Here is a 23,021-nt window from a genome sequence, read left to right as displayed (position 1 = left end):
ACGTGAGATTACGGCCGGCCACCAGACCGGAAGGACGGCGTTCCCGGCCATCGGGAAACCACCGTTGACGATCGTGAGTGTCGGCGCGATGGTGTGCCGATGACCGATCCGTTCAGCCCGGCCCAGCTTGGGCCCGTCACGCTGCGTAACCGAGTGATCAAGGCCGCCACCTCGGAAGGACGCTCACCCGACGGGTTGGTCACCGACGACCTCATCGACTTCCATCGCAGTTTCGCCGAGGGCGGTGTCGGGATGACCACCGTCGCGTACTGCTGCGTGTCTCCGCAGGGTGCCAGCGCTCCCGGACAGATCGTGATGAGCGGCAAAGCTGCGCCCGGCCTGCGCCGGCTCACCGACGCGGTACACAGTGCGGGGGCGGCTATTTCGGCACAGCTGGGGCATGCCGGGGTCGTGGCGCAGAAGAAGCTGACCGGTGTGACGGCCGTAGCGCCGAGCCGATTCATCAACCCGACGTCGTTCGCCTATTGCCGCGAGATCACCCGCGCCGAAATCGCTCGCGTGATCGACCAGTTCGGTGAGGCGGCCCGGGTAGCGGTCGACGCCGGATTCGATGCCGTCGAACTGCATTTCGGTCACCTCTACCTGCCCAGCTCGTTTCTGAGTCCGCTGATCAACCGTCGAAAGGACGAGTACGGCGGCGATATCGACAATCGGTCGCGGTTGGTGCGGGAGATCGCGCAACACGTTCGTGACGTCGTGGGCAATCAGATCGCGGTGATCGCCAAGCTGGACATGGACGACGGGCTTCCGGGCAGTATCTGGATCGACGAGGCGCTCAGAACCGCTCAACTCCTCGACGCCGACGCCACTCTCGATGCCATCGAACTGACTCAAGGGTCTTCGGTGTACAAGCCGATGTACCTGTTCCGTGGCGACGTACCGGTCAAGGAGTTCGCGAAGGTGATGCCGCCGGCATTGCGACCGGCGGTACGGCTGGTGGGCAAGCAGACAATGGGTGTCTATCCGTATCGGGACCTTTACATGCTGGAAGCCGCCCGCCAGTTCGTGCCCGTCATGCGCAACACCAAACTCATTCTGCTGGGCGGTATCACCGATCGCGAACACCTGGAGACGGGGTTGCGCGAAGGATTCGATTTTCTGGCGATGGGGCGGGCATTGCTGCGCGAGCCGGACCGGGTCAACACCATGACTGCCGAACCGGCCTCACGCAGCCGCTGCAACCACAACAACAAGTGCATGGTGACGGTGTTCGGGCGCACGCACTGTGTGCTCGATCCCGAGCAGCGCTTCGGGGCCGTACTAAGGCCCGAGAAGATCACCTAGCGCCTGGCCGGCATCTCGCCGGGCCTGGTGGGCGATATCGAGCATCGGCATCGTCATGAACCCGTGGATGCCACCGTCGTAGGCGCACCGGGTGATTGGCACTCCTGCAGTCTCGAGGGCGTCGAGATATGCGATGCCCTCGTCGCGAAGCGGATCGTGGCCCGCGAGCACGGCAACGGCCGGGGGCAGCCCATCGAGGTTGCCATGTAGGGGTGACGCGTAAGGGTGCTGCCGATCGGCGAGGTCGGGGACGTACTGATCCCAGTACCACTGCAGCGCCGGCCGCGGGTTGTAGAAACCCTTGCCGAACAGTTGGTAAGACGGAGTGTCGAAATCCGCGGCGATGACGGGGTAGAGCAGAAGCTGCGCTGCCAGTGCCGGCCCACCGCGATCGCGGGCCATCTGCGCGGTCGCCGCCGCCAGATTGCCGCCTGCGCTGTCACCGCCGACGGCCACCCGGGACGGGTCGGCACCGAAATCGGCGGCGTGCTCCACGGCCCAACTGGTGGCAGCGTAGAAGTCTTCGGCTGCTGTCGGCCAGCGGTGCTCGGGTGCCAATCGGTAGTCGACCGAAACAACCACAGCCGGAATGAGATTGGCAAGGTTGCGGCACAACCCGTCGTGGCTATCGAGATCGCAGAACACGAAGCCGCCACCATGGGCGTAGACCAGCATGGGTAGGGGTCCGGCCGTGTCGGGGCGGTAGACCCGGACGCCGACGGATCCGTTGTCGATCGGCACCTGGTGGTCGGTGACCGAGGCGACCGGCTCAGGTTGTGGGTTGGCGACGAAGCGCGCCCGGATTTCAGCGCGGGCTTGCGCGCCCGTCATCGTGTGCACCGGTGGGAAGCCCGAATCGAGGGTTTCGATCAGACCGGCGATTTGAGGATCGAGGGTCATGCGGGCAGCAGGGCGGCTCGAGAACCAGCTGGGCTGCCCACACGGAGCGGCCGCAAGGTTTGCAACGTAGGCGCCACCCGCTGGGGCCCGTCTTCGGCATTGCGCCAGATGCCCATCGCAGTCATGCGTACCGGAGCGGCCAATCGCTGATCGAATGCCATCCGGCTGATCGGACCACACACCGACACTGCCGCGACGGCTGCGCCGGCCGGACCGATCGGTGCTGCCACACAACCGAATCCGGCGAGCGATTCCTCCCGCTCGAATGCGACACCGTGAGCGCGGACCTTTGCCAAATCGGCTTCCAGCTGACGTTCCGTGGTGATCGAAAATCGCGTCAGCCGCGAGGTTAAGTTGACGTCGACCGCTGAATTGTCGGCGAGGATCGCCTTGCCGACGGCCGTGCAGTGTGCGGGCTGCCGACCCCCGATACGTGTCGGGATGGCTGCCACCATCTGACCGCCGATCTTCTCCAGGTAGACGACGTCGGATCCGTCGAGGACCGCGAGGTGGACAACCAGTCCGGTGGCCCGGTGCAGATCGCGCAGCAAGGGAATCGCTGCTCGATGGATGCGGTCCTGATGCAGGGCCAGCGACCCCAGCTCGACCAGCCGCATACCCAACTCGTAGTCGCGGCCGTCGCGGCGAAGCCACCGCAGGTGTACAAGGCGCTCCAGGATGCGGTGGGCCGAGGACCGCGGTAGCCCCGTGCGACGCACGATCTCGGCCAATGTCAGCCGGCCCGGTCCGTCGAAGACATCGAGGACCAGGGAAACCCGGTCGATCACAGCGTTCGGCGTCTCGGCGGTCGCCTTCTTGTGGGTCGCGGGTTGTTCGATGATCGCGGTCATTTGGTCCTCCGGGCTGCGGGGTACTGCCAGTCGCATATGACTAATAGTCATATGACTACCACAAGTATGTGTCCGCTGTCACTTTTCTGCCTGATCGTGAGCGTGACGGCTGCTCAGCCGCGGAATCACCTCGTCCGTGAGCAGCTGAATCGACTTCCAAGCCTCGTCGATCGGCATCCCGCCGACCAACGGGTGAAAGACCAGCGCCCCGTAATCAGGGCAATCCCCGGCCTCGGCGATGAGCTCGTCCGGCGTCAGGAACCGGTACCGGCCCGACGCCCGAACCGCCTCGAGCGTCTGGACGCCGGGGAGATGCATCGACGACAGCGGTACGCCATCGACCCAGCCGCCGTAGGTCACCGCCTCCCACAGAATGTGCCGGCCCAACTCGGCCCACGCCTTCTCGGGGTCTTCGTGCAAAAAGACCATTCCCCGGTTGACGGCGGCCGGCATGATCAGGGCTGGTGCGACGTCTGCCTCCCGGCACAGATCGAGGTAATACCGGGCGAGTTCGGGCAGATGCGCCGGCAGGCTCAGCCCCAACCTGAATCGCACCGCGCGTCGCGCGCTCGCCCGCACGCCGCCGCCCACGTACAACGGTGGATGGGGTTGCGACCAGGTGCCGGCGCCGATGCGCGCGCCTGAGTCGCCGTCGACGGGATCCGCGGACCAAGCCGCCAGCATCGTCTCGAGCAGCCGGTCCATGAGCGCGCCCCGGCGGTGAAAATCAACACCGAACCCTTCGTATTCCACCGTCCGGTATCCCAAACCGATGGTCGTCGACAGTCGTCCGGCGCTCATGAGGTCGACGAATCGAATGTCTTCGGCCAGCCGCAGCGGATCCCACAGCGGACCCAGCGCGCAATCGATACTCACGATCAGGTTGCTGGTCTTCTGTAAGAACAACGCGGCCGCCATGACCGGATTGGAGCTCCAGCCATGGCCGGTCAAGTGGTGTTCGTCGATGCTCACCGCGGCCACGCCTCGCGTATCGCCCCACGCCGCCATGTCGACCGCGGCCAGAATCGAGTCCCGCTGCCTCGCCGGCTCCCCGTTGGGCGAGGCGAAGTTGAACCTCAGTATGGGCAGTGCCATCTCAGTGATTCCGATCGGCGTAATAGGCCGTGGCGGGCGGGACATGTTGTGCGATCAGCGAACTCGCTTGCGCGGCGAACTCGACGACCCTGGCGCCGACGCCTCGGACTTCCTCATCGGTCAGCCGCCTGTACGGCTGCGCGGACACCGACATCACCACGTTGCCGTGTCCGTCGAAGATCGGCGCCGAGATCGTCGCGAGCGGGCACTCCTCGACCTTGCTCAGCTCGCCGGGCAGGAAGTCGATGATGGTCAGATCGGCGACGGCGCCGGCCAGTCGCGCCGCCACCGGATCCGGCGCAGTCGCGTCGTCGAGCGTCATCAGCGCCGCGAACACCTTGAGCAGCGGGTCGCTGAGCCGCTCGATGCCGTAGCCGCGGTTCTTGATCTCTTTGAGCACCTTGGGCATTCGCGCCCGATAGACGTCGTTGACAGGGCCCGCGGAGGCCATCCACTCATCGCCGACGGCCGCCGGCGCCCACGCCACGAACTCCCGGCCGAACGGTGCTACGAAGGGCAGGCGGACGCCGGCTTCCACGGGCGGGCGGTTGGCGCCGGGCGAAGCCGACTCGATCACTGCAATGGAGCCGTCCCGGAGCTCGGAGATGCATGCGGCCATACCGATGGCTGAGCACAGCGTCCGCAGCGGCTCGCGCAGCATTCGCGACAGCGGCGCCGCGGATGGCGACGCCGTGGGCAGGCCCGCGCCCAGGGTGTATCTCCCGCTGAGTGGGTCACGCAGCACCCAGTCGCACGAGCAGAGCGTGGTCAGGATCGCGTGCCCCGTGGATCGACTGATGCCCAGGTCACGACAGATTTCCGCGAGAGTCAGGGGATTATCCGCCCGGTCGGCGAGCAACTCGACGACACTGACGACGCGACGGGTGGGCGGCGAAGGGTCTTGACCCTGCTCATCGGGCTGCCCTAGCTTGGCGTTCATATATTCGGACACTACATCGAATATTCGTCATCACAAGTCGTCACCGTGAAGGAGCAGCGTGCCGGACAGTGCACTGGGCATCGAGGATCTGACCATTCCCGTGCTCAACCCGATGCAACAAGAGGTTCTCGCGCAACTGGAGAGCCTGACGGTGGACCTGAATCCTGAGCTTCTGATCGGTGAGGCGATCGAGAAGACGGGATTGGAGGACTTCGGGCCCGCCGATTTTCGTCCCCGGCTACAGGCGTACGCCGAGGCTGTCGAGTCCGACAGCGGCAACACGAATCTCAACCGTCTGATCCTGCGCAACCGCATCGTCCGGCTGCTCTCGCAACGGTTGTTGTTGACCGACCTGTTGCGTCGCTACCCGGAGATCCACGATATCGAGATCGACAGACCGATCATCGTCGTCGGTCTACCACGCTCGGGGACAACGCATCTGGTCAACCTCATCGCCTCCGATACCAGGCGACGGGCGTTGCCGTACTGGGAGAGCCAGGAGCCCTTCCCGCTGCGTGGTGAAGGTCCCGACGTCAACGGTGTGGATCCACGGTTCGCCCGCAGTGTTTCCGAGCACGAGTCGTCGAAGGCGATGACTCCGCTGATACAGAACATGCACGACCGGTTTCCCCAGGCGATCGAGGAAGAAGTCGAGATCCTCGACCTCGACTTCGCCAGCTATGTGCTGGAGTGGCATGGCCGGGTGCCGCAATGGCGGGACTACTACCTCGGGTTGAACCAGGACCAGCATTACGGCTATCTACGCACGGTGCTCAAGGCGTTGACCTTCTTGCGGGGCCCACGCCAGTGGGTGCTCAAGTCGCCGCAACACTGCGAGCAACTCGGGCCGCTGATACGAACGTTCCCGGACGCCACCGTCGCGTTCACCCACCGAGATCCGGTAGCCGTCATCCAATCCGCAGTCACGATGCTGGCCTATGGAGACCGTATGCGGCGCAAGGAGATCGATCCCGAAGGCCTCGTCGAGTACTGGATCGATCGCATCGAGCGGCTGCTGCGCGCCTGTGTCCGTGACCGGGAGCTGATCGGTTCCGACCGAAGTGTGGACATCGGCTTCCACCAGCTCAACGGAAACGAGATGTCGATTCTCGAGACGGTGTACGGCTACAACGGCACCACGTTGACCGATGGTGCTCGTGCGGCGTTCCGCGGTTACCTCGACGACAATCCGCGCGGGAAACACGGCCGGATGAGGTATGACCTCCAACGCCACTTCGGCCGCTCGCCGGACGAGGTCCGGTCGCGCTTCGGCTTCTATTTCGACCGATTCGACGTACGGGAGGAATCATGACCAGCTATCAACCCGCCTACTTGAGCCGCCCCGGGGCCGACGACATCGTCGGTGCAGGTGCCCCCGCAGAGGAAGTCAGCCCCGGCATCTGGCTCTCACCGGGTCTGTCGAATTCGTTCATGCTGACGACCGATGCCGGCCGGATCGTGCTGAACACCGGCATGGGTTTCGAGGGACCGGTGCACCGGGCCAACTATGACGCCATAGACGCCGCGCCGATCCGCTACGTCATCCTCACCCAGGGGCATGTCGACCATGTCGGGGGTATTGACACCGTCGCCGACCCCGACAGCGAAATCGTCGCCCAGGCCAACTGGGAAACGTGGCGGCGGGACAACGAACTGCTGGCAGAGTTCCGGGCCAGAAACTCTGCGTTCGCGTGGGTGGGCAAGGTGATGGACACGATCGAACGCAACGCTGCACGATTCGGTCCGCCGCCACCGCAGAGTGTGCCGACGCCGACAGTGGTCGTCGATGACGAGCTCGTCATCGAACTCGGCGGTCGCCGCTTGGAGCTCTACGCCACCCCCGGCGGTGAGACCACCGACAGCTTGGTGGTGTGGCTGCCGGAAGAAGGTGTCTGCCTGTGCGGCAACGTCTTCGGCGCGCTGTTCGGCCACATCCCGAACCTGGTGACGGTGCGCGGCGATCGCTACCGCGATGCGCTGACGGTGGTGGAATCGATCGACCGCGTCCGCGCGCTGGGGGCCGAGACGTTGCTCACGGGGCACTTCGGGCCGATCGTCGGCAAGGACCGCATCGACTGGGAGCTGACCCGACTACGCGATGCGGTGACCTACATTCACGACCAGACCGTCGCCGGGATGAATGCCGGCAAGGACGTTCACACCTTGATGCGTGAGGTGGTGCTGCCGCCCGAGCTGGAGGTCGGTCAGGGCTACGGGATGGTGCGCTGGAACGTGCGCGCGATCTGGGAGAACTACGCCGGCTGGTTCCATCATCGCTCGACGGCCGAACTCTATGCCGAAAGCCCCGACACGACCGAGGTTGATCTACTCGAACTAGCCGGTGCGGCAGCAGTTCTCGGTAAGGCGCGCACACTGCTGGACGCCGGAGAACCGGTGCGGGCGATTCGATTGGCCGAGATCGTGAACCGCGCCGAACCCGACGGCCAGGAGGGCAAGCAGGTGTTGATCGCCGCCCACGAAGACCTGCTGCGGGGCAGCACCAATTTCTGGGAAGCAGCCTGGCTGCGCGAGAAGATCAAGGAGCTGTCATGACAAACCGTGTGCTGTTCGATTTCACCGGTACCAGCGCGCTGGTCACCGGAGGAACCAGTGGTATCGGCCACGCGACCGCATCGCTTCTGAGAGACAGCGGGGCGACTGTCACGATCACCGGCACGAGAGCGGGACCGCAGGACTACGACGTCGATCTGTCGGGACTGCACTATCGGCAGTTGGCGCTGACCGACTCGGAAGGCATCGAGGCGCTGGCAGACTCGTTCACGGATCTGGACATTCTCGTCAACAACGCCGGAGCCAACTTTCCGGGCGGTCTCGACGAATCGACCCCGGAGGGCTTCACCGCCTCGGTAACCGTGAACCTCTTGGCGCCCTTCAGGTTGACGGAGCGTTTGCACGGCGCGCTGAAGGCCTCGAACGCTGCAGGCGGTGCCAGCGTGGTGATGCTCGCCTCCATGGCGGCCATCCGATCCGTACCGGTGGTGCCCGGGTACGGATCGGCGAAGGCCGGAGTGCTCGCACTCACCCGAAACCTCGCCGCGAAATGGGCCGCCGACGGCATCCGGATCAACGCTGTCGTCCCGGGAGTCGTCGCCACGCGCATGACTGCACCGATGGACTACGTGCCCGAGATCAAACAGGAACAGGTCGACCACATTCCACTCGGCCGGTTCGCCACGCCGGACGAGATCGCCGGTCCAATCCTGTACCTGTGCAGTGGAAATGCCTCGTACAGCACCGGATCGGCGCTCGTCGTCGACGGTGGCTACAGCGTGCTATGAGCGGAATCGAACATCGACGAGAGGGAAAACCCCAGTGAGAGCAGCCATCATCTCCGCTCCGGACAAAACCGAGATCGTAGAGGTGCCGACGCCGACCGTGGGCCCAGGCGACGTCCTGGTGAGAATTCGAGCGTGCGGGATCTGTGGTTCTGACACTCTCTACATCTCCATCGGAGGTTTGCCGCCACGGCACGGCTGCATGCCGATCGGTCACGAGCCGGCCGGTGAGGTGGCGGAGGTCGGAAGCGAGGTGCGCGGTATAGCGGTGGGGGACCGTGTCGTGGTCAATCCGATGGCCGTTGCCGACGACATCATCGGCAACGGCGGTTCGGCCGGTGCGCTGGCCGACTACCTGCTCATCAAGGATGCCGTTCGTGGCCGGAGCCTCGAGATCGTGCCCGATCACATTCCGTTCGAGGTAGCCGCACTCAACGAGCCCATGGCAGTCGCCGCTCACGCGGTGAACCAGGTGAATCCTCGGCAGAGCGACCAGGTGCTGGTGCTCGGGGCGGGCCCGATCGGCCTGGGCATCACCATCGCCTTGAAATCGCGAGGCGTCAAACACGTTGTGGTGGCCGACATCCTGCCGGCTCGCCTGGACAAAGCGCTGAAAGTCGGAGCGGACGCGGTGATCAACTCCAAGGACGAGGACGTCATCGCGCGATTGATCGAGCTCCACGGGCCCGGGGATTCGATGTGGCCGAACAAGGCCGGCACCGACGTGTTTCTGGATGCCGCTGGAGTGCCGGCAGTCGTCGACACAGCTCTCGGTGCGGCCAAGCGGGGCGCCAAGCTGGGCATCGTCGCCGTCCACAAAGAGCCGATCAACATCGACTTCATGAATGTGATGAGTAACGAGCTCACCATTGTCGGGTCGATGGGCTATCCGAGTGAGATCTTCGAGGTCACCAAGGACATCGTCGACAACTGGGAGAAGTACCAGCTGATCATCAGTCACACTTTCGATTTCGATGACCTGGGGCGGGCGCTGGAGTGTGTCGCCACACCGGGAGCGGCCGACAAGGTCGTCATCACACTGGGCTGACGTGGCGGCGCGTGCCGAATGTGAAGAAGATCGCGAGAATTCTCCGGAATCTCGCGATCTTCTTCACATTCGGGATTAGGGCGTTCGGGGTCAGGCGCGGGCAGCGGCCCGCCCGGCGCGGCGACCGTAGAAGCTTCCGTCGCCCAGTGACACCCCGCTGGCGTAACCCCACGCTGCCAGTCCGGCAGTGCAGCGTCCGGCGGCGAACAGCCCCGGAATGGGCTCACCGCTCACGTGGAGCACCTCGGCGTCGAGCGTGGTGTGCAGCCCGCCGAGGGTGAAACCGCCGGTGGATTCGCGGAGGTCGATGGCGCCCACCGGAGATTTGATCGGCTTGAGCCACTGCGGCTTCTTGTGCAGCAGCGGGTCCTCGCCTCGGGCGGCACCGTCGTTGTAGGCATCCACGGTGGCCTGCAAGGAGTTTGGTGGCAGCCCGATTTCGGCTTCCAGTTCGGCGACGGTGTCGGCTACCCAGGTTGCCGGACGCGTCATCAACAGCGGCGTCAGCGAGGCCATCGCCTCCTCCTGGGCGTCGCCGTCGATGATCAGGTACGCGGTGTTGTTCTGGTGGTAGAGCGTCAGCTGACCGGCCCGCCCGGGGTAGGTGTCCTCGGCGACATAGCGCTGACCACGTTCATTCACCAGGATCCCGCGCACCAACTGCTGAGGATCGATGAACAACGCCACCTCGGTGGCATCCATATGAGCCAGATCGGCACCCAGTGCCTGGGCCATCCGGATGGCCTGCCCGTCGTGTTGCTCGATCGAGGCGGCCGGCCGTCCGGCGATGCGCGGCGCGTATTGGGCGACCATGGCGTCGTTGTAGGCGAAACTGCCGGTGGCCAGCACCACGCCGCGACGCGCCCGGATGTCCATCGTGGTGCCGTAGCGCTTGGTCCGGATGCCGACGACGCGGCCGTCGGACTCGACGATCAGCGACTGCACGCGCACGTCGTACAGCGACCGTGCCCCGGCCGCGGTCGCGGTGTCGACCAGGCCCTTCATCAGCATGAAGCCCGCGCTGGACTCGCCCTGCTTCTTGTTCTGCATCTGCGGCACGTGCCCGCGCGGAGCGGGAGTGGCGATCGTGTTGAACGGGTAGGAGTTCTCGCCACCGCTGTACATGAGCCCCTGGTCACCTATCGGCTCCCAGCCGGGCTCGGAGAAGAACTCGGCTTTGAACGGCACCCCGCAGCCCACCAGCCAGTCGAAGTGCGCGACGCTTCCCTCGCAGTAATCGGCGATACGTGCGGTATCTGCGCCGGGTCCCATCGCCACGTTGAGAAACGCCGCCATGTTATCGACGGAATCATCAAAGCCGCAGGCCTTTTGGATGTCGGTGCCACCGCCGAGGTAGATGAACCCACCTGCCATCGACGCGGCTCCGCCCCATGACCCGGTGCGTTCCAGCACCAGTACGTCCGCCCCTGCACGTGTCGCCTCCACCGCAGCGGCCGCGCCGGCAACGCCGTAGCCGGCGATCAGAACGTCGGCTTCGTCGGCCCACTCGGTGATCGCGCTGACCGGGATCGGCCGGATCTCGTCGGTGCCTGTCATGGACGCATCGCCGCCGGAAGGTCCGACACCCACTGGTGGCCCCAATAGCTGTCCGCGGTGATTTCCTCTGCCGTGTAGTAGGTTTCGTCGACCCGCATACCTTCGGTGCCGAATTCGATATCCCAGTCGCCCGGGGTGCGCACATAGAACGACACCATCTTGTCGTTGGTGTGGCGGCCCAGCGTCGACGACAGCTGGAAGCCTTCGGCGTTCACCCGGTCCAAGGCCTGACCGACTGCGTCCAGGCTGTCCACTTCGACCATGAGATGAATGAGGCCGGGATCGCGCAGCGTCTGCGCGGGACAGATCGCCAGACTGTGATGGCGCTCGTTGACGCCCATGAAGCGGACCCGCACCGGACCGAACTCCGGCGGCACGGGAACGCGGAACGCGCCGCGAGACTTGAAACCCAGTACCTCGGTGTAAAACTCGAACAAGCCGTTGACGTCGAGCGCTGGCAACACCACATGCCCGAGACCCTGGTCGCCGGTGACGAACTTCGCACCGTGCGGGGTAATGACAGGGGAGTGTTGGAGGACCGGGCCGTGGAACACCTCCAGCGAGGTGCCGGCCGGATCCTCGAACGCGATGGCCTCCTCGACCCGCCGGGCGTCCGTCTCTTCGAGGGAGAGCTGTTTGAACGGCACGCCGGCGTCCCCGAGTGCGTTCTTGACCTGCTCAAGGTCGGCGTGGTCGCGTACCTCCCAGCCGACGGTGACGATCTTGTCGGACTCCCCGGGCACCACGATGATGCGGGCGGCACGCTCGTCCATCCGCAGATACAGAGCGGACTGGTCGGGTCCGGTACCGGTGGCGAAGCCGAGTACGTCGAAGGCGAAGTGCCGCCAGCGTTCGATGTCGGATGCGGCGACGGTGACGTAGCCGAGGCTCTTGATCAATCCCATGTGCTGTCCTCTCAGATCATCGCTCGCAGCGGACCCTGCGGATCGACTCCCAGTGAACTCAGTGCCGACGCGTGATAGACCGTGCTCGGAACGTGGATGGCGTGTGCCTGCCCGACGTGTACATCGCGCCAATACCGTTGCAGCGGCTTGTCCATCCGGGCGGCGTTGCCGCCACAGCGGGCGAAAATCTCGTCTACCGCCGAGACCGCGCGCCACACCGCCCGCACCTGGGTACGCCGGCCCGCGGCCCGGTCTTCGAAGGAAACCTCTTTGCCCGAGTCGACGATGTCGTAGATGCGGTCGGCGTTGGCCAACAACTCCTGGCGGGCGGCGTTGATGTCCGCGGCGGCCTCGCCGATCGCGTACATGACGTAGGGATCGTCCTTGATCGCCACACCGCTGGAGTTCACCCGCTCACGTTGGTAATCGAGTGCGGCCGCCAGCGCGCCCTCGGCGATGCCGATGGTCGCCGAGCTGATGCCGAGCGGGAACATCGTCGACCACGGCATCAGGTACAGGGTTTCGGTCATCCCGGCCTCACGCTGGGCCGTGCCGTCCATGACCTTCATCGCGTCCATCGTCCGGTAGGACGGCACGAACGCATCCTTGACGATGACATCCTTGGAGCCGGTTCCGCGCAGCCCCACGACGTTCCACGAGTCCTCCACGATCTCGTAGTCCTTGCGCGGCAGGATCATGTGCAGCATCTGCGGCGGCATCAACGGCTTACCGTCGGCTCCGGGTTCGTTGCTGCCGATCATCGCGCCCAGGAAGATCCAGTCGCAATGGTCGGTGCCCGAGCTGAACTGCCAGCGGCCGTTGAAGATATAGCCGCCGTCGACCGGAACAGCCACCCCCTGGGGCGCGTAGGGAGATGCGACCCAGGTATCGACGTCGTCGGCCCAGATCTCGGCGGCAACCTTGGGGTCGGCGTAGGCCAGTTGGTACGGGTGCACGCCGACCACGCCGTTGATCCACCCGGCGGACGGGTCGAGTGCGGCGGTGGACATGACGGTCTCGGCGAACTCCCGCGGATGGACTTCCAAGCCGCCGTGAGCCTTCGGCTGCAGCAGGCGGATGTTTCCTGCCGACTTCATCATCTTGACGGTCTCGTCGGTGAGCTTGCCGACCTTCTCGGCTTCGGCGCCTTGCTGGCGCAACTGGTCGGCGATGTCGCGCACCCGGTCGATTACGCGCTCAGTCATTGTTTCGGTCCTATCGTCGAGGGCTGTACTGATGGTCTACCGCTTTGATACCGGTGGCGGGAGCCAATCCCGGTCAGTGGAAACGTGCCGACCACAGCGGCTCAGAATTCGATGTGGATGTCGTCGGAGACCGGGCGCGCCTGGCAGCCGAGGATGACCCCGTCGGCGAGGTCCTCGGCTTCCAGGATGTCGCAGGCGGCCACGTCCACATCGCCGCGTACGACTCTGGCCGCGCACGATCCGCACTGGCCCTCCTTGCACGAGTACGGAACATCCACACCTGAGCGGATCAGCACCTCGACCAGCGTTGCCTGGCGCGGCCATCTCAGCTGGTGACTGGTGCCGTCCAGGTCGACCTGGAGGGCGGCGGCGTCGTTCTCATCGCAGTCTGTTGCCATTGCGACGGTGTCATCGACGAACGGGTCACCGGAAAGCGACTGGAACACCTCGAGGTGGATCCGGTCCCGCGAGACGCCGGACTCGGTGAGCGTCTCCTTGACGACCGCCATGAACGGTGCGGGACCACAGACGAATGCCTCGAAGCCGCCGGTGCCGGCGAATACGGTCTGGGTGAACCCGCTCAGCTGTGCCCGGGTCGGCAGGCCCTGGATCGATTCCAGCCAGTGCAGCACCGTCAGTCGACCCGCGTAGCGGGCGGCAAGTTCGCGTAGTTCGCCGGCGAAGATCACCGAGCGTTCATCGCGGTTGGCGTAACACAGAACCACTCGACCGGTGCCCCCCGACAACACCGATTTGAGGATCGACATCACCGGAGTGATGCCGCTGCCGGCCGCCCACAACAGGAAGTCTGCGTCGAGGCTGGCCGGAGTGAACAGGCCCGACGGTGGCAGCACCTCGATGGTGTCGCCGGCTTTGACGTTGTCGCACAACCAATTCGAACCGTACCCGTCGATGGTGCGCTTGATGGTCACCTTGGGAGCGGGATCGGTGTGCGGTGAGCTGGCCAGTGAGTAGCACCGGGCCACCGATCCGGTTTCCTCGCTCGGCACCCGCAAGGTCAGGAACTGTCCGGGCCGATAGGAAAACCGCTCGTGCTGGTCCGGGGGCACGGTGAGGACCAGGGAACGAGCGTCGGGGCTTTCATCGATGACATCGGCGACCGTGACAAGGACGCTTCGTCTGGTCTGGATGCTCGCATCGATCATGGGCCGAGATTCTGGTGGCAGGAGCCGACGGCGCCAACCCGCTTATTCCGGTGGCCGGGACACGGTGCCCCGGCGTCCGGTGACCGGGAACTGTGGCGGTCGAGCGCGCGATCGGCGCCTACCGTACGCCGTGTGAGCAGTGGATCGATGAGCGTCGTGGATGTCGCCGTTGTGGATGTTGTGGTGGTCGGCGCAGGCTTCGGCGGCCTGTACGCGTTGCACAAGTTCCGGTCGCAGGGACTGTCGGTGCGCGTCTTCGAGGCGGCGCCGGAAGTCGGTGGTACCTGGTACTTCAACCGCTACCCGGGCGCGCGTTGCGATGTCGAGAGCGTCGACTACTGCTACTCGTTTTCCGACGAACTCCAGCAAGAGTGGACGTGGACCGAGAAGTACGCCACCCAGTCCGAGATCCTGAAGTACATCAACTGGGTCGCGGACAAGCTCGATCTGCGCTCCGACATCACGTTCGAGACCAGGGTGAGTTCGGCAGTGCTCGACGAGCAGACGCTGCGCTGGACCGTCACCACCGATACCGGTGAGACCGTTGACGCGCGGTTCGTGGTCATGGCCACCGGCCCGTTGTCGGCGGCAATGACTCCTGACTTCCCGGGCCTGGACACCTTCGCCGGGGACGTCTACCACACCGCCCACTGGCCGCATGAGGATGTGGATTTCAGCGGCAAGCGCGTCGCGGTGATCGGGACGGGTTCCTCAGGGATCCAGTCCATCCCGATCATCGCCGAACAGGCCGAGCAGCTGTATGTGTTTCAGCGGACCCCCAACTACAGTGTCCCGGCGGGCAACCGGCCACTGACCGGTGAGGAGATCGCGGAGATCAAGGCCAACTATGCCGAGCGGCGCCGGATGTCGTGGCGCAGCGGCGGTGGCTCACCACATGTGGCGCATCCCAAGCTGACCATGGAAGCCACGTCTGGCGAGCGCCACGATGCCTTCGAAAAGCGTTGGGAACTGGGCGGTGTGCTGTTCTCCAAGACCTTCGCCGATCAGATGGTCTCCCTGCAGGCCAACGAGGAGGCCCGCAAGTTCTACGAGAACAAGATCCGCGCCGTCATCGACGACCCGGACGTGGCCGAGGCGCTGATCCCCAACGATCACCCGATCGGCACAAAGCGGATCTGCACCGACACCAACTACTTTCAGACGTTCAACCGCCCCAACGTCGAGCTTGTGAGTGTCCGCAGGACGCCGATCGAATCGATCGACGAAACAGGTGTCAACACGTCCGACGCGCACTATGACATCGACGCGTTGGTGCTGGCCACCGGGTTCGACGCGATGACCGGAACGCTTGCCAAGATCGACATCGTGGGCCGCGGCGGAGAGAAGCTGGCGGACGACTGGGCCGACGGCCCGCGCACCTACCTCGGCCTGGGCACCGACGGTTTCCCCAACCTGTTCCTGGTATCGGGCCCCGGAGCGCCGGCGGTGCTGGCGAACATGGTTCTGCATGCCGAAGCGCACGTGAACTGGATCGCCGACGCCATCGCGCACCTCGACCAGAACCGCTACGCCGCAATAGAACCGACCGCTGACGCCGTCGACAGCTGGATCGCCGAGTGCGCCCAGCGTGCCGAAGCCACGTTGTTCACCAAGGCCAACTCCTGGTACATGGGGGCCAACGTGCCCGGCAAGCCCCGTATGTTCATGTTGTTCATCGGTGGCTTCGCGACATACCTGGACATCTGCAACGAGGCCGCGGCGGCTGGATACAAGGGATTCGACCTGCTGCAGGCGCCATAGTGCCGGATCTGGCGGACCCAGGTTTGGCGGGCCGAGTCGTGCTCGTCACCGGCGCTGGCCGCGGCACCGGGCGGGTGCACTGTGAACGCTTCGCCGACGCCGGGGCCGATGTCATCGCGCTCGACCGTTCCGAGGCGGCCGAGGACCTTCGTGAGACAGCTGACCAAGTGCGGTTGAGGGGCAGGCGCTGTGTGACGGGACCGGCCGACGTGAGCGATCTCGCCGACGTCACTGCCGCGGTCGATGCGGGCGTCGAGATACTCGGACGATTGGACGTCATCGTCGCCAACGCCGGCATCCACCTGCCGAACAGGCCGGCGTGGGAGATCAGTGCCCAGGAATGGCAGCGCACCTTGGATGTCAACGTGACCGGGGTCTGGCACACCGTCAAGGCCGGGGTGCCCCACATCGGTTCCGAAGGCGGATCCGTGGTGATCATCAGTTCCACCAACGGTTTACGTGGTACCGCCGGCACCGCGCACTACACCGCGAGTAAGCATGCCGCGGTGGGATTGGCCCGCACGCTGGCCAATGAACTAGGACCACAGCGCATTCGGGTCAACACCATTCATCCGGGCGCGGTTGCGACCCCGATGGTGCGAAACCCCGACACTTACAAAAGGCTGCGGCCCGACCTGTCCAACCCCACCGAAGCGGACGCCATGGAAGTCCTGACCGCCCGAAACCTGCTCCCGGTACCGTGGGTGGAACCCGTCGATGTGGCGAATGCCGCCGTCTTTCTGGCCTCCGAGCAGGCCCGATACATCACAGGTGCCCAACTCGTGGTCGACGCCGGCCTGACTCAGAAGACGACATGACCGGTCGGCTCACGGGCAAGACCGCGCTGATCACCGGTGCGGCCCGCGGTATCGGCCGGGCACAGGCCGTGCGCTTTGCACAGGAAGGCGCGGACATCGTCGCGGTCGACGTGTGCGGATCGATCGACACCGTGCACGTGCCGCCCAGCACGGCGGACGATCTTGCCGAAACCGCCCGTCTCGTCGAGCGGGCCGGCGGGCGGGTCGTCACCGAGATCGTCGACGTCCGTGACCCAGACGAACTGCGGTCCGCCGTCGATCGCGGTACGGCCCGGTTCAACGGGCTCGACATCGTCTGCGCCACTGCGGGAGTCACCTCGCGCGGCGCTACCGTTGAGCTCTCCGAGACGGCGTGGCGCACCATGCTCGACATCAACCTCACCGGAGTGTGGAACACTTGCACGGCCGCGGCGCCCCACCTGATCAGCCGTGGCGCCGGGTCGATGGTGTTGATCAGCTCGATCGCGGGCCTTCGAGGACTGGTCGGCGTCGCTCATTACACGGCCGCCAAACACGGGGTCGTCGGGCTGATGCGCAGCCTGGCCCAGGATCTGGCGCCACACAACGTCCGGGTCAACTGCGTCCATCCGACCAACGTCGACACACCGCTGATCCAGAATGACGCCGTCCGCAGCGGTTTCCGGCCGGATTTGGACCGTCCACCGACCCGTGACGAGTTCGCCGAGGCCGCGTCGCGGATGAACATGCTCGCCGTCCCGTGGGTGCAGCCCGCCGACGTCGCGAATGCGAGCCTGTTCCTGGCCTCCGATGAAGCCCGCTACATCACGTCCGTCAGCCTCCCGGTTGACGCCGGAAGTACGCAACGCTAGTAGGAGCAATGGCTGATTTGGCCAAGTCCGGGCCGTGGGCAGGAGCTACTGTGTCCGAAGCGATTTGAGAGGATGCCATGCCAGCTGCCGAATGCCCGCTGGTGTTCTTCTCGTTCGTCGTACTCGACGGCGGGGGAGCCGAGGAACACCGGCGCTACAACGAATGGCATCAACTGGATCATCGGCCGGAGAACCTGGCGCTACCCGGGGTCGCGTGGGGAGACCGTTGGAGCCGCCCGGAAGCCTGCCGCGCCGCGTCCACTGCCGAACCCGCACAGGCTGACACCGACTACGTCGCGATGTACTGGTTCCGTTCGCCGGTCGAACAATCGGTGCGCGAGTGGGAGCAACTGGGTGCCGACTCGTTCCAGTGGGGTCGCGGCCCCATGATCCCCGGCGTGCGTCGCACGGTGCTGGCGTTCTTCCGACCGGTCAAGGGCTACGCGGCGGCGTCGGCGCTGGTGTCGCCGGGAGTGATCCCGTACCGGCCCAACCGAGGGCTGCACCTGACCATGACCCGGTTCGCCGACCCCTACGGCGCCGACTCCCATGAGCACCATCGGTGGCAGGACCGGGTGGCGATTCCGGCCTTGCTGGAGTTGGACGGTGTGGCCGGGGCGTGGACCTTTGCGCTGCATCACCACCAGGACAACGGGCTGGGCCTCCGATCGGCGGAGGCCGCAGATCCGCCGGGCGGCCTGCGCATCCGGCTGCTGTACCTCGATGACGATCCGGTCCGCGTCACCGGCCGGATCAGGGAACGTCTGGCTGATGATGCGCTTGAGACCGCACCCGGAGAGTGCGTCATCGACACGCCACTGAACACGATCATCCCCTGGCAGGACTGGTGAACATGGGTACGTATGCGGTGACAGTCTCGGCATCCGGAATGGATGGGTATGCCCTGAGGTATCTGCGCCGATAGGTTCTTGTCACCTACCTCCGACCGCGGCCACGATGGACTCGCCGGTGCGATGGATCATGGCCGGCGTCACCACGCGATGAGCTGCCCGTGCATGACTCGTGCCGCTGCGGGGCACGTCTGACAGGCTGTGGCTGATGGCCCACGATGCACTGTGAACAGCGGCGACCACGGGCTCGATGCGCGTTGACCTGGTGGGTCCGCACAGCGACAGCGCGAATCGGCTGCCTTCCGCGCCTAGGCTGATGGGGGCGGCGACGACAGTGACTCCTCGCTCGTAACCCTCGGCATCGACGGCGACCCCGCCGCGGGCGCGTACCGCCGCCAGGTTTCGGTCCAACTCCGCCCGGTTCCGAATTCCACCCGGCGACATGACCGCATACTGCAACTCTGGCCAGGTTGCGTCGTCCATCTGAGCCAGGAGCGCGCGGCCGGAGGCACTCTGTGCCACAGGTTGCTTGAATCCGACCTGCCAACGATCGCCGCTGGTGGGCCATATTCCGAAGCGTTCGACGTGCAGCATGTGCGTATCTGACAGGACGCTGAGATGAGCGGTGAGGCCGGTGCGCCGATGTAGGTCTGCCATCACCGGCAGCGCTGCCTCAGGCACTCTCCGCTGCTGCATCGCCTGGCAGCCGAGTTCGAACATCTTGAGCCCGAGCGCATATGCGGCACCTCGGCGTTCGATCCAGCCCAGCTGGACCAGGCCCTGCAGGATGCGATGAGCCGACGAGCGGGGCACGTTCGAATACCGGGTGATCTCTGCCAGCGTGAGCGTTTGCCGTGTGCCGAAGACCTCCATAAGCGACGCCACGCGATTGAGCATCGCGATGGGAGCTGCGTCGTCATGCGACGTTGGCACAACACCCTCCATACCTGTCATACTCTGCATATGTGTCACAACATGACAGGTGTGAGTCTAGGCACAACGCGGCCGCGAAGTAAAGACCGCCGGGTGCCACCGGGCCGCCTGCACGTTCGACCGGCCGCCGTGCCACTGGCCGTGAACAGCGCATTGCAGCGACAATCATCGAATGCCGAAGGGTAAGGGGCCGACGCTCACCGAGCGTCGCGCTGAGGAATTGCGGCTCAATATCGCCCGCACCGCGTGCGATATCTTCATCGCCGACGGCGACACCACTGCGACCGTGGAGCGCATCTGCGCCGAAGTCGGCATCGCGACGCGTACGTTCTACCGCCACTTCCCGGTCAAAGAAGATGTTCTAGGGCCGTTGTTCCGGCGAAGCGAAAACCACATGCGTGGCCTGTTGGCCTGCGCTGCAGCGGATTCGGACCCGGTAGATGTCCTCGTCGACATGTTCACGGTCGAGGTCCGGCACCGGCAGTCAGCCGGAGTCCAGCACCGGCAGTCGGTCGAGATCGCACGGAAACTGATGGCGCTCGTTGCCGAGACGCCCCAGTACCGCCTGAGGTGGATGGAATGGAGCGAGAATCTCGCTGACGCCATCACCGAGTTTCTGGCCGGGCATTTCGACTTGGGGGACGACGTATTCATCCGCTCACTGCCCAGCAGACTCATCGTCCACGTCAGCAGCAATGCCTACATCTGGTGGACCGACGCCAAGAAACCGCACGAACTCGACGAATTGGTAGCTGCGCACAAGTCCGGAATCGGCCTGGTGCTGGCCGGCCTCGAGCGGTTGGACGCCGGTCGCTAGTCCCTCGCCAGGAACGTCGTGACCACTGACTCGAAAGCGGCCTTCGCCTCGATCATGGCCCAGTGCCCGCAGTTGGGGAATACGTGAAGCTCGGCGTTGGGAATGGTGCGCATCGGAATCAATGCCATGTCAGGCGGACTCACGCGATCATCGCGCCCCCACGTCAACAACGTCGGCGCCGACACCTTGTGCATCCGCGCCCAGGGCATGGGCAGGTCCGAAGCGGCCATCGAGGCCATCATCGCCGCGAACACCGCTTTCCCGTACATGCGGCGCGCGGCCGCCAGCGTCTCGGGATCGGTTGCCAGCGCCCAACGCTCCTCGATGAGCTCCTCGGTGACCAACGACCGGTCGTAGACCATGGAATGCAGCCAGTCGATGAGGCGCTGCCGGGTCGGGTCCTCGGTGAATTCCTGGAGCAGGCGGATTCCCTCGCTGGGTCCGGGAGAGAAGATCGTGGTACCGATCCCGCCGATCGTGACGAGACGGCCCACCCGTTCGGGGGCATTGATCGCCGTGTTGATGCCGACACCGCCGCCCATCGAGTTGCCGACGATATCCGCCTGTTCGATATCGAGGGCATCCAGGAACGGGGTGACGGTGCCTTGCGCGGTGACCATGGGGTGCCCACCCCAGTCATCGGAGACGCCGAAGCCGGGAAACTCCAGCACCAGACACCGGAAGCGCTCGGCGAACGTCGGCAGGACTCCGCGGAAGTTACGCCATCCGGTGACCCCGGGGCCCGACCCGTGCAGGAACAGCACGGTGGGACCACTGCCAACGTCGTAGTAGCGCAAAGCGCCCGCGCTCGTGTTGATCTCACGCGGCGCACCCGCCGTACCGGTGCCATCGATGACCGCAGCAGAATCTGACATGCATCTTTCCTTCGTCTGAGTGGGCCCGTTGCGCCCAGCTTCACACCCTCTCGCCAAGGCGGCAATGGCGTGTTCCGCTGACCGGTAACCAGTGCACGGCGCGGGCCGCGGGGCGGTATTCCCGGTGGGTGGGACATGCGATGGTGCGCTGGGTTGTGAACTGCGATGGTTCCCGGTCGAGACGTGTTCCAGGTCATACGGACCCTCGCGTGAGCCACACAGAACGGAGATCCGATGCTGCAGCGACAACTCGCCGGCCCACTCGAGGGGGTGGGTGGGTTGTTCGCCATGTCGGTGGATGCCGCCAGGTTCGTGGTGCGCGGCCCATTCCAATGGCGCGAATTCCTCGACCAATCATGGTTTGTGGCAAGGGTTTCCATGGCGCCTACGCTGTTGGTCGCCATCCCGTTCACCGTCCTGGTGTCGTTCACCCTGAACATCCTGTTGCGGGAACTGGGCGCGGCAGATCTATCCGGGGCGGGCGCGGCATTCGGCGCCGTGACCCAGGTCGGGCCGATGGTGACGGTGCTGATCGTGGCCGGCGCCGGCGCCACCGCGATGTGCGCCGATCTGGGATCGCGCACCGTCCGCGAAGAGATCGACGCCATGGAGGTGCTCGGCATCAATCCGATCCAGCGGCTGGTCACTCCGCGGATGCTGGCCTCGGGTCTGGTTGCACTGCTGCTCAACAGCGTCGTCGTCATCATCGGAATCCTTGGCGGATACCTGTTCTCGGTGTTCGTCCAGGACGTCAATCCCGGCGCGTTCGCCGCGGGCATCACCTTGCTCACCGGCATCCCGGAGGTCATCATCTCCTGCGTCAAGGCCGCGTTGTTCGGCCTCATCGCCGGTCTGGTCGCCTGCTACCGAGGTCTGACCGTGTCCGGTGGGGGCGCCAAAGCGGTGGGCAACGCTGTCAACGAAACGGTCGTCTACGCCTTCATGGCCTTGTTCGTGGTCAACGTGGTGGTCACCGCCATCGGTATCCAGATGACCACCCGATGACGGCGTCGACGGTGGTACTCCAGTCGGCTTACCCGCGCCTGTCCCGGGCGGTGCGACGGCCCGGGGCGGTGCTGAGCAGCATCGGCGACCATGTCCTGTTCTACGGCCGGGCCCTGGCGGGTGTGCCCTTTGCGGCTGCGCACTACCGGAAGGAAGTCGTCCGCCTGATCGCCGAAATCAGCATGGGTGCAGGAACATTGGCCATGATCGGCGGCACTGTCGTCATCGTCGGGTTCCTCACCCTGGCCACCGGCGGGGTCCTGGCCATCCAGGGCTACAGCTCTCTGGGCAACATCGGCATCGAAGCGCTGACCGGATTCCTGGCTGCCTTCATCAACGTCCGGATCTCGGCGCCCATCGTCGCCGGGATCGGGCTGGCCGCCACGTTCGGCGCCGGTGTCACCGCGCAGCTGGGCGCGATGCGGATCAACGAAGAGGTCGATGCGCTGGAAGCGATGGCGATCCGGCCCGTCGAATACCTGGTGTCCACCCGCATCGTGGCGGGGATGATCGCCATCACGCCCCTGTACTCGATCGCCGTGATCCTGTCGTTCCTGGCCAGCCAGTTCACCACCGTCGTGTTGCTCGGACAGTCCGGCGGGCTGTACGGCCACTACTTCAGTACGTTCCTCAACCCGATCGACCTGCTCTGGTCGTTCCTGCAGGCGCTGCTGATGGCGTTGGCCATCCTGCTGGTGCACACCTACTACGGCTTCTTCGCCACGGGCGGCCCGGCCGGCGTGGGCGTGGCGGTCGGGAATGCGGTCCGGACGTCGCTGATCGTCGTCGTCTCGATCACCCTGCTGATCTCGCTGGCTGTCTACGGCTCCAACGGCAACTTCAATCTCTCCGGCTAGAGAAGG

The 23,021-nt window shown here is 65.2% G+C and carries 21 protein-coding genes and 1 pseudogene; 12 read left to right on the top strand and 10 right to left on the bottom strand.

Annotated elements, in window-relative coordinates; translation table 11 throughout:
• Positions 1–99: 99 nt before the first annotated feature.
• Positions 100–1,305 carry an NADH:flavin oxidoreductase gene (locus tag ACZY08_RS01030; protein WP_463742760.1) on the top strand — a complete coding sequence of 402 codons (1,206 nt, stop codon included), beginning with the start codon at positions 100–102 and terminating at the stop codon, positions 1,303–1,305.
• On the opposite strand, the gene ACZY08_RS01025 is transcribed toward ACZY08_RS01030, so the two are convergent.
• The 4 genes and pseudogenes from ACZY08_RS01025 to ACZY08_RS01010 all read right to left on the bottom strand — a co-directional run bounded on the left by ACZY08_RS01025 (position 1,282) and on the right by ACZY08_RS01010 (position 5,091).
• Positions 1,282–2,205, bottom strand: a complete 924-nt coding sequence (locus ACZY08_RS01025; protein ID WP_463742759.1) for an alpha/beta hydrolase — start codon at positions 2,203–2,205, stop codon at positions 1,282–1,284. The two genes, ACZY08_RS01030 and ACZY08_RS01025, sit on opposite strands and share 24 nt — an antisense overlap.
• Positions 2,206–2,375: 170 nt before the next feature.
• Positions 2,376–3,056, bottom strand: a pseudogene (locus ACZY08_RS01020) (IclR family transcriptional regulator); the annotation flags it as partial.
• A 78-nt stretch (positions 3,057–3,134) separates the two neighbouring features.
• Positions 3,135–4,151 carry an LLM class flavin-dependent oxidoreductase gene (locus tag ACZY08_RS01015; protein ID WP_463742758.1) on the bottom strand — a complete coding sequence of 339 codons (1,017 nt, stop codon included), beginning with the start codon at positions 4,149–4,151 and terminating at the stop codon, positions 3,135–3,137.
• A gap of 1 nt (position 4,152) precedes the next feature.
• Positions 4,153–5,091, bottom strand: coding sequence for an IclR family transcriptional regulator (locus ACZY08_RS01010; protein ID WP_463742757.1), 939 nt, complete (start codon positions 5,089–5,091; stop codon positions 4,153–4,155).
• A gap of 112 nt (positions 5,092–5,203) precedes the next feature.
• On the opposite strand from ACZY08_RS01010, the gene ACZY08_RS01005 reads away from it, so the two are divergent.
• From ACZY08_RS01005 to ACZY08_RS00990, 4 genes are read left to right on the top strand one after another with little or no spacing between them, the layout of a single operon-like run.
• On the top strand, positions 5,204–6,403 hold the full coding sequence (locus tag ACZY08_RS01005) for a sulfotransferase family protein (protein ID WP_463744099.1): 1,200 nt from the start codon (positions 5,204–5,206) through the stop codon (positions 6,401–6,403).
• Positions 6,400–7,644 (top strand): alkyl sulfatase dimerization domain-containing protein, encoded by a 1,245-nt coding sequence (locus ACZY08_RS01000; protein ID WP_463742756.1) that lies wholly within the window; start codon positions 6,400–6,402, stop codon positions 7,642–7,644. The genes ACZY08_RS01005 and ACZY08_RS01000 overlap by 4 nt, the downstream gene beginning before the upstream one ends.
• On the top strand, positions 7,641–8,390 hold the full coding sequence (locus ACZY08_RS00995) for an SDR family NAD(P)-dependent oxidoreductase (protein ID WP_463742755.1): 750 nt from the start codon (positions 7,641–7,643) through the stop codon (positions 8,388–8,390). The genes ACZY08_RS01000 and ACZY08_RS00995 overlap by 4 nt, the downstream gene beginning before the upstream one ends.
• A gap of 34 nt (positions 8,391–8,424) precedes the next feature.
• On the top strand, positions 8,425–9,435 hold the full coding sequence (locus ACZY08_RS00990; RefSeq protein ID WP_463742754.1) for a zinc-dependent alcohol dehydrogenase: 1,011 nt from the start codon (positions 8,425–8,427) through the stop codon (positions 9,433–9,435).
• A gap of 90 nt (positions 9,436–9,525) precedes the next feature.
• Here ACZY08_RS00990 and ACZY08_RS00985 read toward each other — a convergent pair whose 3' ends face one another.
• The 4 genes from ACZY08_RS00985 to ACZY08_RS00970 form a co-directional block, all read right to left on the bottom strand.
• Positions 9,526–10,992, bottom strand: coding sequence for an FAD-dependent oxidoreductase (locus ACZY08_RS00985; RefSeq protein ID WP_463742753.1), 1,467 nt, complete (start codon positions 10,990–10,992; stop codon positions 9,526–9,528).
• The gene (gene bphC, locus ACZY08_RS00980) at positions 10,989–11,897 is read right to left on the bottom strand and encodes a biphenyl-2,3-diol 1,2-dioxygenase (RefSeq protein WP_463742752.1); all 909 of its coding nucleotides are present in this window, start codon (positions 11,895–11,897) and stop codon (positions 10,989–10,991) included. The genes ACZY08_RS00985 and bphC overlap by 4 nt, the downstream gene beginning before the upstream one ends.
• Before the next feature lie 11 nt (positions 11,898–11,908).
• Positions 11,909–13,102 (bottom strand): acyl-CoA dehydrogenase family protein, encoded by a 1,194-nt coding sequence (locus ACZY08_RS00975; RefSeq protein ID WP_463742751.1) that lies wholly within the window; start codon positions 13,100–13,102, stop codon positions 11,909–11,911.
• Between the two features lie 101 nt (positions 13,103–13,203).
• Positions 13,204–14,268 (bottom strand): 2Fe-2S iron-sulfur cluster-binding protein, encoded by a 1,065-nt coding sequence (locus tag ACZY08_RS00970; RefSeq protein ID WP_463742750.1) that lies wholly within the window; start codon positions 14,266–14,268, stop codon positions 13,204–13,206.
• A gap of 147 nt (positions 14,269–14,415) precedes the next feature.
• Between ACZY08_RS00970 and ACZY08_RS00965 the strand changes: the two genes are divergently transcribed.
• The 4 genes from ACZY08_RS00965 to ACZY08_RS00950 all read left to right on the top strand — a co-directional run bounded on the left by ACZY08_RS00965 (position 14,416) and on the right by ACZY08_RS00950 (position 18,528).
• The gene (locus tag ACZY08_RS00965; protein WP_463744098.1) at positions 14,416–16,029 is read left to right on the top strand and encodes a flavin-containing monooxygenase; all 1,614 of its coding nucleotides are present in this window, start codon (positions 14,416–14,418) and stop codon (positions 16,027–16,029) included.
• The gene (locus tag ACZY08_RS00960; RefSeq protein WP_463742749.1) at positions 16,029–16,847 is read left to right on the top strand and encodes a mycofactocin-coupled SDR family oxidoreductase; all 819 of its coding nucleotides are present in this window, start codon (positions 16,029–16,031) and stop codon (positions 16,845–16,847) included. The genes ACZY08_RS00965 and ACZY08_RS00960 overlap by 1 nt, the downstream gene beginning before the upstream one ends.
• Complete coding sequence (locus tag ACZY08_RS00955) at positions 16,844–17,677, top strand: mycofactocin-coupled SDR family oxidoreductase (protein WP_463742748.1); 834 nt, start codon at positions 16,844–16,846, stop codon at positions 17,675–17,677. The genes ACZY08_RS00960 and ACZY08_RS00955 overlap by 4 nt, the downstream gene beginning before the upstream one ends.
• A 77-nt stretch (positions 17,678–17,754) precedes the next feature.
• Positions 17,755–18,528 carry a hypothetical protein gene (locus tag ACZY08_RS00950; protein ID WP_463742747.1) on the top strand — a complete coding sequence of 258 codons (774 nt, stop codon included), beginning with the start codon at positions 17,755–17,757 and terminating at the stop codon, positions 18,526–18,528.
• An 81-nt stretch (positions 18,529–18,609) separates the two neighbouring features.
• Here ACZY08_RS00950 and ACZY08_RS00945 read toward each other — a convergent pair whose 3' ends face one another.
• On the bottom strand, positions 18,610–19,461 hold the full coding sequence (locus tag ACZY08_RS00945; protein WP_463742746.1) for an IclR family transcriptional regulator: 852 nt from the start codon (positions 19,459–19,461) through the stop codon (positions 18,610–18,612).
• A gap of 172 nt (positions 19,462–19,633) precedes the next feature.
• Here ACZY08_RS00945 and ACZY08_RS00940 point away from each other — a divergent pair, with 172 nt between their 5' ends.
• Entirely contained in the window at positions 19,634–20,278 is a 645-nt protein-coding gene (locus ACZY08_RS00940) for a TetR/AcrR family transcriptional regulator (RefSeq protein WP_463742745.1), read from the top strand.
• Here ACZY08_RS00940 and ACZY08_RS00935 read toward each other — a convergent pair.
• Entirely contained in the window at positions 20,275–21,153 is an 879-nt protein-coding gene (locus tag ACZY08_RS00935; RefSeq protein ID WP_463742744.1) for an alpha/beta fold hydrolase, read from the bottom strand. The genes ACZY08_RS00940 and ACZY08_RS00935 overlap by 4 nt on opposite strands.
• A 234-nt stretch (positions 21,154–21,387) precedes the next feature.
• On the opposite strand from ACZY08_RS00935, the gene ACZY08_RS00930 reads away from it, so the two are divergent.
• Positions 21,388–22,158, top strand: a complete 771-nt coding sequence (locus ACZY08_RS00930) for an MlaE family ABC transporter permease (RefSeq protein WP_463742743.1) — start codon at positions 21,388–21,390, stop codon at positions 22,156–22,158.
• Positions 22,155–23,015, top strand: a complete 861-nt coding sequence (locus ACZY08_RS00925) for an MlaE family ABC transporter permease (protein ID WP_463742742.1) — start codon at positions 22,155–22,157, stop codon at positions 23,013–23,015. The genes ACZY08_RS00930 and ACZY08_RS00925 overlap by 4 nt, the downstream gene beginning before the upstream one ends.
• Positions 23,016–23,021: the final 6 nt, after the last annotated feature.

It is taken from the genome of Mycobacterium sp. IDUB_9 (assembly GCF_055419505.1).
Note: the sequence above shows the minus strand (reverse complement) of the source record. Positions and strands in the feature narration are given on the sequence as shown.

Bases quoted from the DNA above. Each gene is read 5' to 3' on its own strand.
- ACZY08_RS01030 (WP_463742760.1), top strand. From the start codon at position 100: ATGACCGATCCGTTCAGCCCGGCCCAGCTTGGGCCCGTCACGCTGCGT.
- ACZY08_RS01025 (WP_463742759.1), bottom strand. From the start codon at position 2,205: ATGACCCTCGATCCTCAAATCGCCGGTCTGATCGAAACCCTCGATTCG.
- ACZY08_RS01015 (WP_463742758.1), bottom strand. From the start codon at position 4,151: ATGGCACTGCCCATACTGAGGTTCAACTTCGCCTCGCCCAACGGGGAG.
- ACZY08_RS01010 (WP_463742757.1), bottom strand. From the start codon at position 5,091: ATGAACGCCAAGCTAGGGCAGCCCGATGAGCAGGGTCAAGACCCTTCG.
- ACZY08_RS01005 (WP_463744099.1), top strand. From the start codon at position 5,204: ATGCAACAAGAGGTTCTCGCGCAACTGGAGAGCCTGACGGTGGACCTG.
- ACZY08_RS01000 (WP_463742756.1), top strand. From the start codon at position 6,400: ATGACCAGCTATCAACCCGCCTACTTGAGCCGCCCCGGGGCCGACGAC.
- ACZY08_RS00995 (WP_463742755.1), top strand. From the start codon at position 7,641: ATGACAAACCGTGTGCTGTTCGATTTCACCGGTACCAGCGCGCTGGTC.
- ACZY08_RS00985 (WP_463742753.1), bottom strand. From the start codon at position 10,992: ATGACAGGCACCGACGAGATCCGGCCGATCCCGGTCAGCGCGATCACC.
- bphC (WP_463742752.1), bottom strand. From the start codon at position 11,897: ATGGGATTGATCAAGAGCCTCGGCTACGTCACCGTCGCCGCATCCGAC.
- ACZY08_RS00975 (WP_463742751.1), bottom strand. From the start codon at position 13,102: ATGACTGAGCGCGTAATCGACCGGGTGCGCGACATCGCCGACCAGTTG.
- ACZY08_RS00970 (WP_463742750.1), bottom strand. From the start codon at position 14,268: ATGATCGATGCGAGCATCCAGACCAGACGAAGCGTCCTTGTCACGGTC.
- ACZY08_RS00965 (WP_463744098.1), top strand. From the start codon at position 14,416: ATGAGCGTCGTGGATGTCGCCGTTGTGGATGTTGTGGTGGTCGGCGCA.
- ACZY08_RS00955 (WP_463742748.1), top strand. From the start codon at position 16,844: ATGACCGGTCGGCTCACGGGCAAGACCGCGCTGATCACCGGTGCGGCC.
- ACZY08_RS00950 (WP_463742747.1), top strand. From the start codon at position 17,755: ATGCCAGCTGCCGAATGCCCGCTGGTGTTCTTCTCGTTCGTCGTACTC.
- ACZY08_RS00940 (WP_463742745.1), top strand. From the start codon at position 19,634: ATGCCGAAGGGTAAGGGGCCGACGCTCACCGAGCGTCGCGCTGAGGAA.
- ACZY08_RS00935 (WP_463742744.1), bottom strand. From the start codon at position 21,153: ATGTCAGATTCTGCTGCGGTCATCGATGGCACCGGTACGGCGGGTGCG.
- ACZY08_RS00930 (WP_463742743.1), top strand. From the start codon at position 21,388: ATGCTGCAGCGACAACTCGCCGGCCCACTCGAGGGGGTGGGTGGGTTG.
- ACZY08_RS00925 (WP_463742742.1), top strand. From the start codon at position 22,155: ATGACGGCGTCGACGGTGGTACTCCAGTCGGCTTACCCGCGCCTGTCC.